Origin of the sequence: Psychrobacter sp. VH5 (assembly GCF_050572635.1) — a bacterium.
In the GTDB taxonomy this organism is placed as follows: Bacteria; Pseudomonadota; Gammaproteobacteria; order Pseudomonadales; family Moraxellaceae; genus Psychrobacter; species Psychrobacter celer.
This window is the reverse complement of the sequence record NZ_CP192145.1, coordinates 1,814,746-1,831,061: the sequence shown is the minus strand read 5'-3', so window position 1 is coordinate 1,831,061 and position 16,316 is coordinate 1,814,746. Positions and strand designations below refer to the sequence as shown.

General features: G+C 45.9%; 17 protein-coding genes and 1 pseudogene. 11 read left to right on the top strand and 7 right to left on the bottom strand.

Translation table 11 applies throughout. The features are described 5' to 3' along the window. The first annotated feature begins 47 nt into the window (after window positions 1-47). The 4 genes from ACNFVB_RS07715 to ACNFVB_RS07700 all read left to right on the top strand — a co-directional run bounded on the left by ACNFVB_RS07715 (window position 48) and on the right by ACNFVB_RS07700 (window position 3,663). Window positions 48-743 carry a response regulator transcription factor gene (locus tag ACNFVB_RS07715; protein ID WP_105245891.1) on the top strand — a complete coding sequence of 232 codons (696 nt, stop codon included), beginning with the start codon at window positions 48-50 and terminating at the stop codon, window positions 741-743. Further along, entirely contained in the window at window positions 743-2,293 is a 1,551-nt protein-coding gene (locus ACNFVB_RS07710) for a sensor histidine kinase (protein ID WP_430737095.1), read from the top strand. Before ACNFVB_RS07715 ends, ACNFVB_RS07710 begins: the two co-directional genes overlap by 1 nt. 414 nt (window positions 2,294-2,707) lie before the next feature. After that, complete coding sequence (locus ACNFVB_RS07705; RefSeq protein ID WP_430737094.1) at window positions 2,708-2,962, top strand: ESPR domain-containing protein; 255 nt, start codon at window positions 2,708-2,710, stop codon at window positions 2,960-2,962. 86 nt (window positions 2,963-3,048) lie between these two features. After that, window positions 3,049-3,663, top strand: coding sequence for a DedA family protein (locus ACNFVB_RS07700; protein ID WP_274631897.1), 615 nt, complete (start codon window positions 3,049-3,051; stop codon window positions 3,661-3,663). Window positions 3,664-3,705: 42 nt separating this feature from the next. Here ACNFVB_RS07700 and ACNFVB_RS07695 read toward each other — a convergent pair whose 3' ends face one another. The 3 genes from ACNFVB_RS07695 to ACNFVB_RS07685 all read right to left on the bottom strand — a co-directional run bounded on the left by ACNFVB_RS07695 (window position 3,706) and on the right by ACNFVB_RS07685 (window position 5,150). After that, window positions 3,706-3,864: a hypothetical protein gene (locus ACNFVB_RS07695; RefSeq protein ID WP_430737093.1), complete on the bottom strand. Its 159-nt coding sequence runs from the start codon at window positions 3,862-3,864 to the stop codon at window positions 3,706-3,708. An 86-nt stretch (window positions 3,865-3,950) separates the two neighbouring features. Beyond that, window positions 3,951-4,649 (bottom strand): LrgB family protein, encoded by a 699-nt coding sequence (locus ACNFVB_RS07690; protein ID WP_087041101.1) that lies wholly within the window; start codon window positions 4,647-4,649, stop codon window positions 3,951-3,953. A gap of 9 nt (window positions 4,650-4,658) precedes the next feature. Next, window positions 4,659-5,150, bottom strand: coding sequence for a CidA/LrgA family protein (locus ACNFVB_RS07685; protein WP_430737092.1), 492 nt, complete (start codon window positions 5,148-5,150; stop codon window positions 4,659-4,661). 135 nt (window positions 5,151-5,285) lie between these two features. Between ACNFVB_RS07685 and ACNFVB_RS07680 the strand changes: the two genes are divergently transcribed. Both ACNFVB_RS07680 and ACNFVB_RS07675 read left to right on the top strand, forming a co-directional pair. Then, on the top strand, window positions 5,286-6,176 hold the full coding sequence (locus ACNFVB_RS07680) for a LysR family transcriptional regulator (protein ID WP_058025956.1): 891 nt from the start codon (window positions 5,286-5,288) through the stop codon (window positions 6,174-6,176). A gap of 9 nt (window positions 6,177-6,185) precedes the next feature. Next, window positions 6,186-6,407, top strand: a pseudogene (locus ACNFVB_RS07675) (IS3 family transposase); the annotation flags it as partial. A gap of 82 nt (window positions 6,408-6,489) precedes the next feature. Here ACNFVB_RS07675 and maiA read toward each other — a convergent pair. Beyond that, window positions 6,490-7,137: a maleylacetoacetate isomerase gene (maiA, locus tag ACNFVB_RS07670; protein ID WP_430738497.1), complete on the bottom strand. Its 648-nt coding sequence runs from the start codon at window positions 7,135-7,137 to the stop codon at window positions 6,490-6,492. A 199-nt stretch (window positions 7,138-7,336) separates the two neighbouring features. On the opposite strand from maiA, the gene ACNFVB_RS07665 reads away from it, so the two are divergent. Next, the gene (locus tag ACNFVB_RS07665; RefSeq protein WP_430737091.1) at window positions 7,337-8,170 is read left to right on the top strand and encodes an IclR family transcriptional regulator; all 834 of its coding nucleotides are present in this window, start codon (window positions 7,337-7,339) and stop codon (window positions 8,168-8,170) included. A gap of 53 nt (window positions 8,171-8,223) precedes the next feature. Here ACNFVB_RS07665 and ACNFVB_RS07660 read toward each other — a convergent pair whose 3' ends face one another. From ACNFVB_RS07660 to ACNFVB_RS07650, 3 genes are all read right to left on the bottom strand, one after another. Beyond that, window positions 8,224-8,799, bottom strand: coding sequence for a VOC family protein (locus ACNFVB_RS07660; RefSeq protein ID WP_105245880.1), 576 nt, complete (start codon window positions 8,797-8,799; stop codon window positions 8,224-8,226). Window positions 8,800-8,963: 164 nt separating this feature from the next. Next, window positions 8,964-10,259, bottom strand: coding sequence for a fumarylacetoacetase (fahA, locus tag ACNFVB_RS07655; RefSeq protein WP_430737090.1), 1,296 nt, complete (start codon window positions 10,257-10,259; stop codon window positions 8,964-8,966). Window positions 10,260-10,448: 189 nt separating this feature from the next. Then, window positions 10,449-11,375 (bottom strand): LysR family transcriptional regulator, encoded by a 927-nt coding sequence (locus ACNFVB_RS07650; RefSeq protein ID WP_192995206.1) that lies wholly within the window; start codon window positions 11,373-11,375, stop codon window positions 10,449-10,451. A 193-nt stretch (window positions 11,376-11,568) separates the two neighbouring features. Between ACNFVB_RS07650 and hppD the strand changes: the two genes are divergently transcribed. The 4 genes from hppD to nhaC all read left to right on the top strand — a co-directional run bounded on the left by hppD (window position 11,569) and on the right by nhaC (window position 15,808). Beyond that, window positions 11,569-12,669, top strand: coding sequence for a 4-hydroxyphenylpyruvate dioxygenase (hppD, locus tag ACNFVB_RS07645; protein WP_289000395.1), 1,101 nt, complete (start codon window positions 11,569-11,571; stop codon window positions 12,667-12,669). A 220-nt stretch (window positions 12,670-12,889) separates the two neighbouring features. Further along, on the top strand, window positions 12,890-13,855 hold the full coding sequence (gene phhA, locus ACNFVB_RS07640) for a phenylalanine 4-monooxygenase (protein WP_430737089.1): 966 nt from the start codon (window positions 12,890-12,892) through the stop codon (window positions 13,853-13,855). A 114-nt stretch (window positions 13,856-13,969) separates the two neighbouring features. Next, entirely contained in the window at window positions 13,970-14,311 is a 342-nt protein-coding gene (locus ACNFVB_RS07635; RefSeq protein WP_430737088.1) for a 4a-hydroxytetrahydrobiopterin dehydratase, read from the top strand. A gap of 90 nt (window positions 14,312-14,401) precedes the next feature. Beyond that, window positions 14,402-15,808 (top strand): Na+/H+ antiporter NhaC, encoded by a 1,407-nt coding sequence (gene nhaC, locus ACNFVB_RS07630; RefSeq protein WP_430737087.1) that lies wholly within the window; start codon window positions 14,402-14,404, stop codon window positions 15,806-15,808. The last annotated feature ends 508 nt before the right edge of the window (window positions 15,809-16,316 follow it).

The following is a 16,316-nucleotide window of genomic DNA, read 5'->3' as shown; positions in this document are numbered from 1 at the left end:
CCTGATAATATAGGCAACAAAGCGACCTTAGGCTTCAGGAGAAAGCAGTGCCAAACATACTACTCGGCGATGATGACGAAGAGTTGACCCAGTTATTACAAGAATACTTGCAAAATCATGATATCGATTGTGACTGCGTACACGATGGTGAAGCGGTCATGCAAAGACTCAAAAACACCAGCACTGCCACCGCTTATGATTTGCTGGTACTCGATATCATGATGCCCAAAATCGATGGGCTCAGTGTACTGCGGCAATTGCCGGCCATCAGTGATATTCCGGTCATTATGCTGACGGCAAAAGGCGAGGAGATTGATCGTATCATTGGGCTTGAGCTTGGCGCGGATGATTATATTACCAAGCCTTGCAATCCGCGTGAGCTGTTGGCACGTATCAATGCGGTGATAAAACGCACCCGTCTTAGTGCTTCTGATAGTACGTTAGAGCACATGCCGCTACCTGAGAGTCGATTACATTTGGATCAAAACCAGCGACTCTGTCAGATAGACGGGACAGAGCTACAAGTGACAGGCACCGAGTTTGACTTGTTGCTCGCCTTGCTCAAGAAAAAAGGCGAGGTGGTGAGTAAAGCGTGGCTATCAGAGCATGTGTTGCAGCGTGAGCTACAGCCCTTCGACCGCAGCCTTGATGTGCATGTCTCGCGGCTGCGCAAAAAACTCCAACCTTTTCATGATGAGCCGATCAAAGCGATTCGTGGGAAAGGCTATCAGCTGGTACTGTAATGACATATTCCGCAAATACTCCTACCTTTCGACCCAGAATCACGCTGTTTTGGCGGCTGTTTTTGAGTCTACTATTGACGATCTTACTCACCTCTATTTTGTCCATCGTGGTAGAGCGGATACTGGTTGAAAGAGCGCTGACCGCGCGTATGGAAGTGCAGATTGAGCAGTTGTTGATTAAACGCAATGAGCTGGCTGCCGCGTTGCAAGCGGGCGATTTTGCATCAGTCAGGCAGATGTACCGTGATGATCGGCGGCTGATGAGTCAAATCAGAGTCTATAACGGGCAAGGCGCTATTATCTTTCCGCGTTATCGAGACCAAGCGGACCGTCAAGACGGCAGGCAAGTTATGCCGCGTGCGCCCATGCATCCGATGCCATCAATGCCTGCCATGCCAAACGCACCCGCCTTAGATCATCACCGCTCTGACGATACTGCCAGTATGCCAAACAACACTCGTAATCCTTACTGGCAATCGATGATGTCTCAGCGCACGATAGCAGACCCCGAGATGCGCCCTGAGCTGGCGGATAAGACCGTCGCGCTGCCAGATGGTCAGTCTGTCATTATACAGCTGCGTCCGCACCTGCGTTTTGCCGATGTCGTCGCGCTGCAACGGAATAATTTTTCGGTACGTTTGCTGCTAATTATCTTCTTTAGTGTCTTGGTCTGTGTTTGGCTTAGCCGTACCTTGACCCAGCGTATGCGCCGCGTCCAACATGCGGTACATCGCATGATTGCTGGCGATTATCAGGCGGATACCCAGCTGGCAAAAATGGGCGATGATGAGCTGGGTCTATTGGCAAAAGACGTGGCCAAGCTATCAAGGCGGCTGGCTGAGAGTGAGCTGGCGCGCAAGCAAATGCTTAGTGATATCTCGCATGAGCTGCGCTCGCCCTTAGCGCGCCTTGATGTGGCGACCGAGCTGACGCGAGATTTTGCCCCCAATGCCAATCGCTACCTCGACCGTATCGACAAAGAGTCTGCGCGGATGAATGAGCTAATCGAACAAATCATTCATATCCAGTCGCTACAGATGCAGCAATACACCACTGATAATGTAGAAAATGACTGGGTTGATGTCTCCGAAATTATTAGTGAGATTGGACAAGATGTTTGTTTTGAATTTCAGCACAAAAACGTCCATTGGCACTGGCAGCCACCAACCCTAAAGTCGACGGTAAAGGGCAACCAAGAACAGTTACATAGTGCGCTTGAAAACGTCATTCGTAATGCTTTTATGCACACAGCAGCTGATTCAACGGTTATGGCTGAGATTAAACCAGCAAAGATAGATGGCAAAAAACCTGCCATTCAAATCCGCATCATAGACGAGGGCGGCGGCGTTGCAGAGCAAGACTTGCAGCGTATTTTTCAGCCCTTTGTACGGCTAGACTCGGCGCGTCACCGCGACACTGGCGGCTATGGGCTAGGGCTAGCGATCGTCCATGCCGTGGTGCTGGCACATAAAGGCCAAATTGACGTTTATAATCGTCTTGATGGTGTCCAAGGGCTGATAGTGCAGATTGTGTTACCTATTGAAATATAAAGTGTCTCATTAATGATCTACATGGTTGCCACACCTTTTTAATAAGTAACGAATACCTGCGAAAAGGTGTGCTTGGTATCAGAACAATGAACGAAAATTTGTGAAAAATGGAGGTAATTTAATATAAATAAGAGATAATGAAAAAAATATATTCATTTATAAGAATATATTCCGATAAGCGGTAGTAAATAGCCGAAGAGTGACATGTACACTCTCTATATATTCGATATTGTGAATATATAGAGAGTGTACATAATCTTACACGATGAAACTTTTATGTTTTTAAACGCTAAGAATGGTTACATTTGCGCAAAAAGTTTCATTAAAGCTTACCGCCGTGTCATTTTGCCGTATTCGCTCTCTACATACCGACTATGAGTTGGCCTCTAATAATTATATAAGGGAGTATGCATCATGAACCGCATCTATAAAGTCATATGGAATGAAGCTTTAAATTGTTTTGTCGCCGTTGGTGAATATGCCAAAGCACGTGGCAAGTCCTCTAAATCTAGCGTCAGTGCCAATGCTCTTATTAATTCCACAGCTACCACTTCTGTCAAAAAATGGCATGTGAGCGCTATAGGACTCGGTCTACTGGCTGCTGGTGTCGCGATGCCACTACATACGTTATACGTTAACGAAACTTGCACAGCGCGTAAAACCTTCTAAATTGAAAAACCACTGATGAGCTAGTATCTTTTGCCTAAAGATTCGGCTTAGCAGCAATATTGTTCATTCTATTTTAAAGGTTTTTTATGGGTCAAATCAGTGACTGGGTACTCTCTATCACGGCGAAGTTTGGCTACTTTGGTATTATCTTTGCCATGTTTGCCGAAAACGTCTTTCCGCCTATTCCCTCTGAGGTCATTATGCCTGCTGCTGGGTTTGCCGCCTCAAATGGTGAGCTTAATCTCATACTTGCCATACTAGCAGGGACGCTTGGCGCGGTACTTGGTGCGTTACCGCTGTACTATTTAGGCCGCGTGTTTAATGAAGAGCGCTTGATAGCCTTAACCAAAAAATATGGCAAATTTGTTTTTGTAAAACCTGACGATATCAAAGCTACCAATGAATGGTTCGATAAGCACGGTAAAAAAGCGGTATTCTTTGGTCGTATGGTGCCTGGTATCCGCTCGTTTATCTCGATTCCTGCCGGTATGAATAATATGCCAATGCTACCGTTTTTGGGGCTCTCCGCACTTGGTGCAAGCATTTGGACGACAGGTCTGACGCTCGCGGGTTACTATATGGGCCAAAACTACGAGGTTATTGAATCGACGCTCGCCCCTTACTCGACAGGTATTGGCATCCTTATCGTGGTGCTGATAATCGGTTGGTTTGTAAAGCGGCGTTTATCTGATAAACACTAACAAACGCGAAGGCCGATAATTACTAAGTGCTAACGCCTTGATTTACTTGTCGATAGCATCCAACTCTAAACCCATCCAAGCAATCGCCTGCTCTTGATGCTCTGTCATCGCATTCCAAATACCGTCTTCGCTAAAGATAGAATGAGCCTCGCCAGAGTGCTTAATTACGATAATTCTAAATTCCAGCTCGCTAATTACCATGACATACCCCATTACCCTTCGTAAAAAGGTATTACAGTCTTTTGAACAAGGCATGAGCGTGCGCACCGCAGCCAAGCTTTATTTGTTTAAACTTGCCCAAACAACATTACGCCATGTATTAATGAAGGGCCTAAGAATACCATAAACAATCCCGCTAAAATCATTGTTAAACTAGCTATAACGCCCTCGTCCTCATTGCGCTGACTTGCCCGGGCTGTACCAAAACCGTGTGATGCATTACCAAATGCGATTCCATTTGCAAGATGTGAGCGAATACGAAAAAAAGTCAAAATCATATCCCCTAAAATCATTCCCACCATCCCTGTAATCAAAGTAAACAATGAAACTAAAGAGGAAGATCCGTGAATTTTTTCGGATAAGTCTAACGCAAATGGTGTCGATATTGAACGGGCCATCAAGCTATAGGTCAAGGTCTTATCAAAATGGAACAAACCAGTGAATAGGTATATGCTTAAGACTCCCACCACCATCCCAACAGTTATAGAAGCGGTCAAAGCCAAAGCATGTTGACGTATTAAACGACGATATTCATAAATAGGTATAGCAAACGCAACCGTTGCGGGGGCAAGTAACTGCACAATCCAAGCTGTATCCTTCCAATAAGTATCATAAGAGATATTAAAGATAATCATTAATGAAAGCGTTATTACTGGAACCGTGATAGCTGGGTTTAGCCAAGATTTTCGATAGCGCACATAGATTACTTTAGCCATATAATAAGCAGCTAATGTCCAAATGAGACAAAGGATTGACCAGACATTCATTGTAAATCCTCACACATTATCATTATTTTTTAGGTTTAATTGGGCTTTATGAATCTGATGTCGATACAATCTACGTTGCAAACGGTGCACCATAATAAAAGTGAATGCTGAGCTTAACATCACCATCGCGGTACTTAAGATAATTGTCAGCATTAATTGCCAGCCCTTACTGATAAATAGCGCCTTGTATTGAAGTATTGACATCATAAGTGGGATAAACATTAATACTAATTCACCCAAAACAAATTTTGCCCCCAGTCTGACCCAGTTAACCTTGATAGCACCACTCATTAATAAGATCAGCATTAAAGATACTCCTAAGACGCCTGAGGATACGGGTAAATGCAATAACTCAACCAATATCGCAGCACAATACCAGACAGCTGCGATAATAGCGCATTGCATAAGGACATGAAGCCATGATTGGCGACAGAACTGTTGAAGTCTAAGTTTTTTTTCAGCTACAAAGGATAGGGATAAGTGAATATTAGGATTACGCATAATAATTGTTGTTTGTTGATTAGAGACTACTTATTATAAAAATACCCTAGTCATAAATTATGAATTATATTTTTATTTTTATTCCTAATTCCTATAATAAATTTCATTATCCTTCCTAACCATGGTTTATTATTCATGATAACTTTGAAACAATTACGCTGCTTTGTGACAGTCGTAAAAACAGGTGGGTTTCTTCAAGCCAGTATTCAACTCAATTTAACTCAACCCACCGTTACCAAATCCATCAGTAACCTTGAAGAATATTTAGGCGTAGCTCTGTTTGATAAGCCGTTGACTCATAGAAAAAAGCGGCTAGTTAATTTAACGGAAATTGGCGAACACCTCTATATTCAAGCAGTGGATATCTTACAAAAGGCAGATAATCTTGAACAAACAGTAGTAGATTATCAGCAATTAATAGGTGGTAAGTTGCGTCTGGGGATTTCACCGTTAGGCAGTGAAATACTAAGCAAAGCTATTTTTAACTTTTACCAAATGCATCCTAGTATAGAAACCTCACTTATCGAAGATGGTGCTGAGTCACTTAAGCAGGCCCTTCTAGAGGGGCAACTTGATGTGGCAACATTGATGAAGCCGATTGACGATGATTTTGACTACTCGTCGATATGTTGCTATCCAGTGGTGGTCGTAGCAAATAAAAACCGTATGGGTAAGCGAAAAACGAAGGTAACACTTAAGTCACTATCAAATGCACCCCTAATTTTATTTACCTCCAATTCATCATTTACTCCAATGATTATAGAAAACTGTCAATCACTAGGTTTTGAACCTAATATTATTTGCCAAACCAATCAGTGGCACTTGCTTCTTGACATGGTAAAACAGGATATGGGTGTGACTCTTTTGCCTCAATATTATACTCAAAAGTTGGATTTGACAGGATTAGTCTGCTTGCCACTAACCCAACCTCAGTTAAAATGGGAGCTTGTCATGGCTTGGCGTCGTCATCGCTTGCTTACACCAAGTATGCGAGCTTGGCTTGATAACATAAGAAAAAATATATAACTAGGCCTTGATAATGCTTTGGCTGAAACAGGGCATAGGTTATACAAAACAGAGGGGATTGAATATTTAAAAGCAGGTTGGCAAGGTTTAGCGAATGTACAACTTGCGACATTGAATTGAGTAGATTGGTTCAATAAAAAGCGTATACACAGTGCATTGAGCTATGTATCGCCTTTTGAGTTTGAAAAGCGGTATTATGATAATTTAATCCTGTCAGGCGTGGCTGCCTGACTCAAGTAAACCAGACTCCGACATAGTCGGGGCGGTTCACTATATCGCACTTAATAGGGTACTGGTCATGGCATTGGGTCAGCTAGATCGCTTGTGGTGCATCAGGCTGCTGCATCGGTTCGGCATCTATAAAGGCTTTTAAGGTGCGGCAGTGAGCATCAATGGCGACGATGGTTGGGTAGGGGGTGAGGTCCACCTCAAACCGGCGCGCAGACGACACCTGTGGTATCAAATAGCAATCTGCAAAGGTTGGTGTGTCACCGTAACAAAACTTACCGCGAGTATGGTCAGCTGCCAAGCGTTTTTCTAAAGCGGCAAAGCCTTCGCTGATCCAGCGGTTGCACCACGTCATGACCTGCGCTTCGTCTACAGACAGCTCGTGGCGTAAGTATTGTAAAATACGGCGGTTATTAATAGGGTGTATGTCGCAGCCAATCATCGCACTCAGCGCTCGTACTTGCATACGGCCAGCAGCGTCGCTGGGCAATAAAGGCGGCACAGGATAGACCTCTTCTAGCCACTCTAATATGGCAGGGCTTTGATAGAGTAATACGTCATCAGCCTGTAAAATAGGCACCAATCCTTGTGGGTTTAGGGTTTTGAAAGTCTCAGCTAGCTGCTCGTCTTGGGCCAGATTGACTGCCAGATAATCGTACTCTAGATCTTTTAGATTCATTGCGATACGTGTACGGTAAGATGTGCCGCTACGAAAATAACCGTAAAGTTTCATCATGGTATCTTCCTTTTATTATGTTATGTTGTGAGTCAAATGCCCCGTTGCCACCATAGCTTGGCCAGTCATTATCGTTGCATAAGATATGCATGCTCTCCAACTGCACATGCATACAATCAGGCGTAAGTGTTATAAAATTGTACTTCTCATTCCACGGCCTAAGCCTAAATAAAGCCAGCCTTTTAGCGAGTCCATTATGCCAGCAGCCAAAAGCCCTATAGACAGCGCGACGACCACTCAAAAAAATGGCGTCCAGTCTTTGGAGACAGGGTTGTCAGTTTTAGATATCCTTATCGAGCGCCGCGAGCCTATGATGTTAAAAGACATTGCTCAAGCGCTACAAATGCACCCTGCCAAGTGTCATCGCTATTTGGTCAGTCTCATTCGAAAAAACTATGCACAGCAATTGGCAGACGGGCGCTACGGACTTGGGCACAGAGTCGACGCGCTAAGCCACCGCGCCCACTGTCCAAACAACCTTCTAGAGCGCCTAACGCTCATCGCTCATGATATCAAAGACACCTTGCACTGCGGGGTACAGATTGCCAAATGGTTTACCGAAGGGCCTATTATTATCCAGTCGGTCGAGCCAGATAGCGCCATCAGTATCATCACGCGTGTGGGCTCACGGATGCCGCTTAGTACCTCGGCGACAGGACAGCTGTTTGCCAGCTATCAGTCAGATACGGTTATTTGGCCATTGGTGATGGCAGAATGGCGTGATCATGAGACCTATGATGACATGGCACAAAAACGTCAGACGTTTAGCGAACGATGCGCCAATATCCGTACCCAAGGCTATGCCATGGTGACAGGCGATATGCTCAAAGGTATCAACGCCATTAGTATGCCTGCTTTGATATCATCACAGGCAAGTCATATAGACGATCACAGTACTGAGAAACACGCACCTATCGGTTTAGAGTATGCCATCACGGTCATCGGGACCAATGAGCAACTGCCTGTACATAAGCAAGATGATTTGGTCGCGCAGATACGGGCAATCGCGCAGCGTTATGATGTGATGTAACGGTGTTTTTTTCTTAACACTATTTTTCGATACTCAAGTCCAGCACCGACTATTTATTCGCCCATAGGGAGTTGTTGCTTTACTTCTTCTAACTCTTCGTTGTGCAAAAACTGCGTATGGACGGGTGCGCGTTTGGTACGTGACCACTCATCGAGCATCTCTTGCTTCATCGCTTCGGTAATCATCGATACTTTTTCTTCTGACGTGACATCGTCATAGGTCAGCTCCAAGCGGTGGCCGTTTGGATCAAAGAAATAAATCGAGTGAAAGATACCGTGATTGGTCACGCCGACCACCTCGATACCATTGTCTTCTAAATGGGTTTTTGCCAGCATTAGGGCATCGCGATCTTTTACCTTCAATGCCAAATGCTGTACCCAGCTTGGCGTATTGGGGTCAAAGCCCATCTCAGGCTGATTTGGTACTTCAAAAAATGCCAAGACATTGCCGTGTCCTGCGTCTAAAAACACATGCATGTAAGGGTCGAAGGCCTTGGTTGAAGGTACATGATCTTCGGCAAATGCCAAGATAAAGTCCATGTTTAGATGTTTTTTGTACCATTCGACAGTTTCTTTGGCATCCTTGCAGCGATAAGCCACGTGATGGATTTTTTCAATTGTAAAGCTCATATCAATATCCTTTTGATAAGGCGTGACCTGCGTCATACTGCCAGTATGGTTCGAGCAACGGTCTGATCAGAGCGGACGTATGCTTTACTAAAATTTGGCAGCGTGATTAACTATTTAGCATTGCACGCCTATGTGATAGCCAGTATCAGTGGTCAAAATCAAAGCTAAAAATCAAAGCTCAGGGCAGGCAAGACTTTACCGCGTACTTCGCCAAAACCGACTCGAACGCCGTCTTTTTCGCTATAGCCTTTCATGATGACGGTATCGCCATCTTCGATAAAGCTGCGCGTCTCACCGCCGGCCAGCGTCACAGGCTTGGTCGCGTTCCAAGCGATCTCGAGCATTGAGCCATAAGCGTCAGTTGTCGGCCCCGAGATCGTCCCTGAGCCCATCATATCGCCAACTTCTACCTTACAGCCAGTGATGGTGTGGTGCGTCAACTGCTGCGCCATCGACCAATACATATACTTAAAGTTTGTCTCACAAACGACAGTAGCGCTCTCGGCATTTTCGGGTAGCAGCTCGACCGATAGGTTGATATCAAAGCTGGTATCAGTGGCGGTCTCGTTTAGATACGCCAGCGGTTTTGGCTCTTGGGTAGGGCATGAGGTTTTAAAAGGGACAAGCGCCTCCATGGTGACAATCCAAGGCGAGACCTCAGAAGCAAAGGTTTTGGCATTGAATGGCCCTAAAGGCACGTATTCCCATTTTTGGATATCGCGCGCTGACCAGTCATTGAGCAACACCATGCCAAAAATATGCTCAAATGCTTCATCGACGGCGATAGGCTGACCAAGCTGGTTGCCTTTGCCAACGACAAACGCAGTCTCTAGCTCAAAATCCAAGCGCTTACAAGGTGAGAAGATAGGGCGCTCATCCGCATTAGGTTTTAGCTGCCCAGAGGGGCGCACGATATCGGTGCCACTGACGACGACCGTGCTGGCGCGGCCATTGTAACCGACTGGCATCTCTGTCCAGTTGGGTAGCAGCGCATTGTTTGGATCACGAAACATCGTACCGACGTTGGTTGCGTGCTCTTTAGACGAGTAAAAGTCGGTAAAGCCTGGCACGTGAACGGGCAGATGCATGGTGACATCCGCTTGCTTAAACAGTGCCTTTTTTTGTAGCTCGGTGTCGTCACGTAGGGTACCGTCTGCGTCAGATAGTAGCGTTTGAATTGTCGCACGCGCCTTTTGCCAATTGTCTCGGCCTGAGTCAATAAAGGCGTTTAGGGTCGGCTGGTTAAAATACGGCCCGCCTGCTAAATCTAAAAGACCTGATGACTCAAGCACAGACAAATCCAGTACGTATTCACCGATTGCCACGCCAGCACGGCGGTTGTCTGCCTCTGCTTGAGTCTTGGTATCGCTAAAAATACCATAAGGCAAATTGTGAATAGAAAAATCAGAGTCGGCGGCAACCTCGATAAACGAAGTCAGGTTTTTGTCAATCGTTGACATAAGATGCTCCTTGCTAAAAAAAATAAAGGATAAAGTTAGGTGATAAAAAGTGAGTGAATAAGAAATATAAGGCTTATTACGCAATACGTAATTTATTATTGATAGTATAATTTATGTCTTATGCTAAGTTATCATCAGAGGTATTGCAAGGGTTTTTATCCCCATTATCGCTTACTTTTAGGGGCGCTATTAGCCATGCAGATCGGTAAAGTGCTGCGAAAAATACGTTTGCAAAAACTGCTTAAAGGCAACCGTTGCAGGCGCTAGCGCTCGTGATGAGCGTTGATAGATAAAAAACCGCCTTGTCTTGACTGGATGAGCAAGTGGCCGCATCTGTAAGCCATTGGCGCTGACCCAGTCAATCACCTCTGGCATATAGGGTAGGCACAACGTGATACCAAACCCTTGACGCGTCATCTCCAGCGCTGTCGACATAAAATTGACCTTGTAGCGCGCTTGCTGAATATGGGCGGCGACCGCTTCATCAAGCTCGGTGGTGACTTGCTCAATAAATGGCCCTTGCAAGGTAATAAGCGGCGTCTCTAGCAAGTCTTGCCAGACGATCTCACTTCTTTGTGCCAACACATGCTGCTCTGGCATCACCACACAAAACGGCAATTCGTACAGTAAGTCGGTGCTGATGTCATCATCCATCTCCATAAATCCAAGCTCGGTACCGACGCCTAAGTCCACCTCGATATTTTGGATGTGTTGTAGGACATTTTCGGCCGAGCAATCTAATAACGACACGCTGATATCAGGATAGGTTTGGGAAAACTGAGCGATGACAGCAGGCATAGAGGAGGCTGCAAACTGCGACACCGCTAGTCTGACTTGGCCTTGTGCCAAGCTGGTCAAACTACTGGCTTCGTTTTCAAAAAGATGCATCTCATTTAGTACCCGCCGCGCTTGTGGCAGCAGATGGCGACCAACAGCGGACAACGACAGCTGGCGGGTGGTGCGGTCAAACAACACGATGCCGAGGCTGGATTCTAATTCTTTGATCAAACCACTCACGGCAGATTGGGTCAGATGCATCTGGTCGCTGGCACGGGTAAAGCTACCATTGTCAGCGACAGTGATAAATGCGGTCAATTGGCGAATACTGATATTCATAAGTAAACCTGATAAATAAATCATAAAAAACAATTAGTCTTATAAATAAAGCTAATCTAATATGAATGCATCGTCAATAAGCGTTATTGATATAGACAAATTTTTACGCTGATTTAAGGTTTTATACGGATTGATAGTGCCAATTTTTAGCACTAACTATTTTTAGCAGTAATTGATATTAAGGATGATGACCATGGCAGATTTATTTGAAAACCCAATGGGGCTAAACGGATTTGATTTTGTAGAGTTTGCTTCACCTGAGCCACACGCCGTCGATGCATTGTTTAAGCAGCTAGGCTTTAGCCACATCGCCAACCACCGCTCAAAGGACGTGGCGCTTTATCGTCAAGGCGATATCAATCTCATCTTAAACCGTGAGCCAAAAAGCCACGCCAGCTATTTTGTAGAAGAGCATGGTGCAGGAGCATGTAGTATGGGCTTTCGGGTGAAGGATGCCAAAAAAGCTTATGAGCGGGCCATTGAGATGGGCGCGCAGCCTGTCGAGGTGCCAACAGGCGTGATGGAGCTGCGCTTGCCTGCGATAAAAGGCATCGGTGGCTCTTTGATATATTTAATTGACCGTTACAAAGACGGTGAGTCTATTTATGATGTCGACTTTGAGTTTTTTGCTGACGTCGATAGGCAGCCTACCGGTCATGGCTTTAAAGTCATCGATCATCTCACGCACAACGTCTATCGCGGCCGAATGGCGTATTGGGCAAATTTCTATGAGCGTATCTTTAATTTCCGCGAAATCCGTTATTTTGATATCAAAGGCGAGTACACAGGTCTTACTAGCAAAGCCATGACCGCCCCTGATGGCAAAATTCGCATCCCGCTTAATGAAGAATCAAAGCAGGGCGGCGGGCAGATCGAAGAGTATTTGATGCACTTTAATGGCGAAGGCATTCAGCATATTGCCTTAGCCAGTGACGACTTGCTGGCGAGCATCGATTTGCTCAAAGCGGCGGGCATTCCGCTGATGACTGCGCCAAACGCTGCTTATTACGACATGTTAAGCGAGCGTCTGCCGGGTCATGGTGAGGATGTCGCGGCGCTGCAAACGCGCGGTATCTTGCTAGATGGCACGACTGAGGGCAATGAGCCTCGCTTGCTGCTACAGATTTTTTCCGAGACCATCTTAGGCAGTCCAGTGTTTTTTGAATTTATTCAGCGTAAAGGCGATTATGCAGAGGGCTTTGGCGAAGGTAATTTTAAGGCGTTGTTTGAATCTATCGAGCGCGACCAAGTGCGCCGCGGCGCTGTCGGTCAACCAGAAGCAGAAGCGCTATAGCTATAGCTGCGGGCAAGGCAAAAGGAGTTTGTCTTGTCCACTTGCTTCATTATACGTAGCAGTTGGCTTGCGTATTTTTAGTCTTATCCGCATTGGCTGGCCTGACTGGCTAGCTTGTTTGACCGATTAGGCGACGTGATAGACGCGCCAGTTTGAATGGTCAACAGGTAGGGGACAATAGGCTGATAGAAAAAACAATCGTCATATAAGGAGTACAGGCATGGATCGCCTCTCACATACCCCCTCTTATCAACGCGCTGTCAGCAACACTCACAAAAATGACCTCGGCAAAAAACAAGCCGCTGACGGCTCAATTACCGATAGCACTAATATCAATACCACTAATAGCAGCGCCCATCTAGCGGCTTCTCGTCTAGAAGCTTCCTATCTAGAAGCGCCGCAAAAGCAGCCATATGTCTCGCACCAGCCAGACAGCGACGGCCATATTGCCTATAGCGATGATGAGCACCTCATGTGGCAAACGCTGCTCGAGCGACAAGCCAAACAAATCCCCAATCGCGCCTGTTCAGCATATTTAGACGGCCTAACAAAGCTGCAGCTACCCATCACCCAAATTCCGCAATTGGCTACTATCGATGATGTCTTGCAAGCGACCACAAAGTGGCAAACGGCTGCTGTGCCAGCATTGATTAGCTTTGGTAAGTTTTTTAAACTGCTCTCCCAGCGGCGTTTTCCTGTTGCGACTTTTATTCGCCGCATGGATGATATGGACTATATCGAAGAGCCGGATATCTTTCATGAAATCGTTGGCCATTGCCCGCTGCTGACTCATCCTGCATTTGCCGCTTTTAATGAAACCTACGGTAAATTAGGTCTCAACGCCAGCAAAGAAGAGCGGTGGTTTTTGGCGCGCCTCTATTGGTTTACCATCGAGTTTGGACTGGTAGGCCATGCCCCAAAAGACCGCAAAATCTATGGTGGCGGTATCTTAAGTTCACCGTCTGAGACATTATATGCGCTGAGCGACACGCCTGAGCATCGGGCGTTTGATTTGCTCGATGTGCTGCGCACCCCTTATCGTATCGACCATATCCAGCCTATTTATTATGTGATTGATGAGCTGGATACGCTGTTTGATATCGTCGACAGCGATATCATGGGCGTGGTCAAGCAAGCGATGTCACTGGGTTTGTTTGAGCCGAGCTATCCAGAAAAATCCCATTAAAATTTTATAAACATCCCTCTACTGCATAGGCACATAGCAGTGGAGTGGCGTCAAAAAACCTCAGTATCACAAACCAGTATCACAAAACAATAAACTCGATAAAAGGACATTATCATGACAGCATTATCACAAAGCAGTTGCGAAGCTTGCCGTATTGGCGCACCAAAAGTCGACGAGGCCGAGGCACGCGAGCTATTAACGCAGATTCCTGATTGGTCACTTATCGAGGTCGATGGTATCCGGCAGTTGCAGCGCCAGTATAAGTTTGAAAACTTCGTCGCGGCCATGGCATTTGCCAATGAGCTTGGCGATATCGCCGAAGCAGAAGGCCATCATCCAGGCATATTGGTAGAGTGGGGGAAGGCCACGGTTACTTGGTGGTCACACAGTATTAAGGGGCTGCATCGCAATGATTTTGTCATGGCTGCCAAGACCGATAGCCTATTTGGTAAATAATCAGGGTAGTAATAATCAGAGCAACTGATTAAACTTGCCACCCCAAAGTCAACCCTAACGCCAAATCCACTGGCAATCTAAGGATGTGTGATGCCACCAAAAATACTCACTCAAATCTCTTCTCAACTGGCATTTATGATCTCTGCCATCGTCATCGCTATCATGGGCGTCACCATGATCGGCTTTAGCTGGGTGCCTCATCTCTCATTGATACTCGCTATCTGTGTCCTACTGGCCATCGGTTTGTTTCGAGGCCTCAGCTTCGATGACATGCAAGCGCAGATGGCCTCTGGCGTGATGCGCGGTATTGGCGCGATATATTTGTTCTTTTTTATCGGTCTGATGGTCGCCGCCTTGATGATGTCTGGTGCCATTCCGACGCTGATGTATTTTGGTTTTCAGCTGATATCGCCTGAGTATTACTATATTTCAGCGTTTGTACTGACCTCTATTATCGGCGTGGCCTTAGGTAGTAGTTTGACGACCGCGGCGACTCTTGGGGTGGCTTTTATCGGCATGAGCCATGCGTTTGATGCCAACGTCGCTATCGCTGCAGGTGCGGTGGTGTCGGGCGCGTTTTTTGGTGATAAGATGTCGCCGCTGTCCGATACTTGTACCATCGCCTCATCTGTGGTGGGGATTGATCTGTTTGCCCATATCCGCAATATGATGTATACCACCATCCCTGCATGGATGCTGACCGTGATATTGTTTTGGTTTTTTTCGGGGCAGACGGTGAGCTCGGACTTAAGTCAAGTGACTGTACTACAAAACCAGCTGATAGACAGCGGCTTGGTACAAAACTATGCGGTACTGCCTTTTGTCGTGTTGGTAGGGTTGGCAGTGTTTCGCGTCAACGCCATTTATACCATCATCTGTACTATTTTTGTCGCCCTTATCGTGACCTATTTTCATAGCTCACCCAGTATCGGGCAATTGGGTGGCTATTTGTTTGCAGGCTATACGCCAGCTGAGTCGCTAGAGCTGGGCGAAGTGGCAGGGATGATATCGCGCGGCGGTGTACAAAGCATGTTTTTTACCCAAGCAATCGTGGTGCTGGCGCTCAGTCTGGGTGGCTTGCTGACGGCATTGGGTATTTTGCCAGCATTGCTATCAGGGATTAAAGGCAGCTTGACCACCGCAGGGCGCGCAATCTTTGCCGCGGCGATGTCCGCGCTTAGTATCAATGTGCTGATCGGTGAGCAGTATTTGAGTATTCTACTATCAGGAACAGCGTTTCGCCCGACCTTTGAGCGCTTGAACCTGCATCCCAAAAACCTATCACGCACCATTGAGGATGCAGGTACGGTCATCAATCCACTGGTACCATGGAGTGTATGCGGGGTATTTATTAGTCAGGCGTTAGGCGTTCCTGTACTGGATTATTTGCCTTATGCGTTTTTCTGCTATTTGTCACTGCTCTTGACATTGATATTCGGTTTTACCGGTATTACCATCAGCCGCGTAGATGCTCCTAGCGCCAAACCGTCTGCATAGCTCTTCATAAAAAACATAAAAATGATGCCCCAATCGGTCTGCTTGCAGGCCGATTTTTTATGCGTGCTGTTTTGATCAGTAAGGTTTTATCTATCTATTCTTATCAGTAAAATTTTCACAGTATAGTGAGTTCCGTATAAAAACGATACAGTGGGACTGGGATAAATTTTACGCAGCCTCTGTCGGCGCAGGCACAGCACGCAAGGAAAATTTATACCAGTTCCACGTTGGCATATGATGTATCTGTTTTATTTAGAATCGACTATAGGGCGGCGCTACCCATCGCTTAGCACCAAAGCAGATAATGGCTATGTTAATATATGTTGTTGTATATTGTGGCGCTGGTCTGTGCTAACTTTTAAATAAATATTGGTGTGAACTGCTTGCCCATAAAACAGCTCATAAAAAATCATCAATTCAATAAGCGGTAAGCACCGGCTTGAATAAATTATAACGACATAAAACATCAACGATAAATATAGTAGACGGTGTATGAGGGTGATTGTTT

Coding starts and splice junctions, on each gene's coding strand:
- ACNFVB_RS07635 (WP_430737088.1), top strand. CDS start 13,970: ATGACAGCATTATCACAAAGCAGTTGCGAAGCTTGCCGTATTGGCGCA.
- ACNFVB_RS07680 (WP_058025956.1), top strand. CDS start 5,286: ATGATAACTTTGAAACAATTACGCTGCTTTGTGACAGTCGTAAAAACA.
- ACNFVB_RS07660 (WP_105245880.1), bottom strand. CDS start 8,799: ATGAGCTTTACAATTGAAAAAATCCATCACGTGGCTTATCGCTGCAAG.
- maiA (WP_430738497.1), bottom strand. CDS start 7,137: ATGAAACTTTACGGTTATTTTCGTAGCGGCACATCTTACCGTACACGT.
- ACNFVB_RS07710 (WP_430737095.1), top strand. CDS start 743: ATGACATATTCCGCAAATACTCCTACCTTTCGACCCAGAATCACGCTG.
- ACNFVB_RS07705 (WP_430737094.1), top strand. CDS start 2,708: ATGAACCGCATCTATAAAGTCATATGGAATGAAGCTTTAAATTGTTTT.
- nhaC (WP_430737087.1), top strand. CDS start 14,402: ATGCCACCAAAAATACTCACTCAAATCTCTTCTCAACTGGCATTTATG.
- ACNFVB_RS07665 (WP_430737091.1), top strand. CDS start 7,337: ATGCCAGCAGCCAAAAGCCCTATAGACAGCGCGACGACCACTCAAAAA.
- ACNFVB_RS07700 (WP_274631897.1), top strand. CDS start 3,049: ATGGGTCAAATCAGTGACTGGGTACTCTCTATCACGGCGAAGTTTGGC.
- ACNFVB_RS07690 (WP_087041101.1), bottom strand. CDS start 4,649: ATGAATGTCTGGTCAATCCTTTGTCTCATTTGGACATTAGCTGCTTAT.
- ACNFVB_RS07695 (WP_430737093.1), bottom strand. CDS start 3,864: ATGGTAATTAGCGAGCTGGAATTTAGAATTATCGTAATTAAGCACTCT.
- fahA (WP_430737090.1), bottom strand. CDS start 10,259: ATGTCAACGATTGACAAAAACCTGACTTCGTTTATCGAGGTTGCCGCC.
- ACNFVB_RS07685 (WP_430737092.1), bottom strand. CDS start 5,150: ATGCGTAATCCTAATATTCACTTATCCCTATCCTTTGTAGCTGAAAAA.
- phhA (WP_430737089.1), top strand. CDS start 12,890: ATGGATCGCCTCTCACATACCCCCTCTTATCAACGCGCTGTCAGCAAC.
- ACNFVB_RS07650 (WP_192995206.1), bottom strand. CDS start 11,375: ATGAATATCAGTATTCGCCAATTGACCGCATTTATCACTGTCGCTGAC.
- hppD (WP_289000395.1), top strand. CDS start 11,569: ATGGCAGATTTATTTGAAAACCCAATGGGGCTAAACGGATTTGATTTT.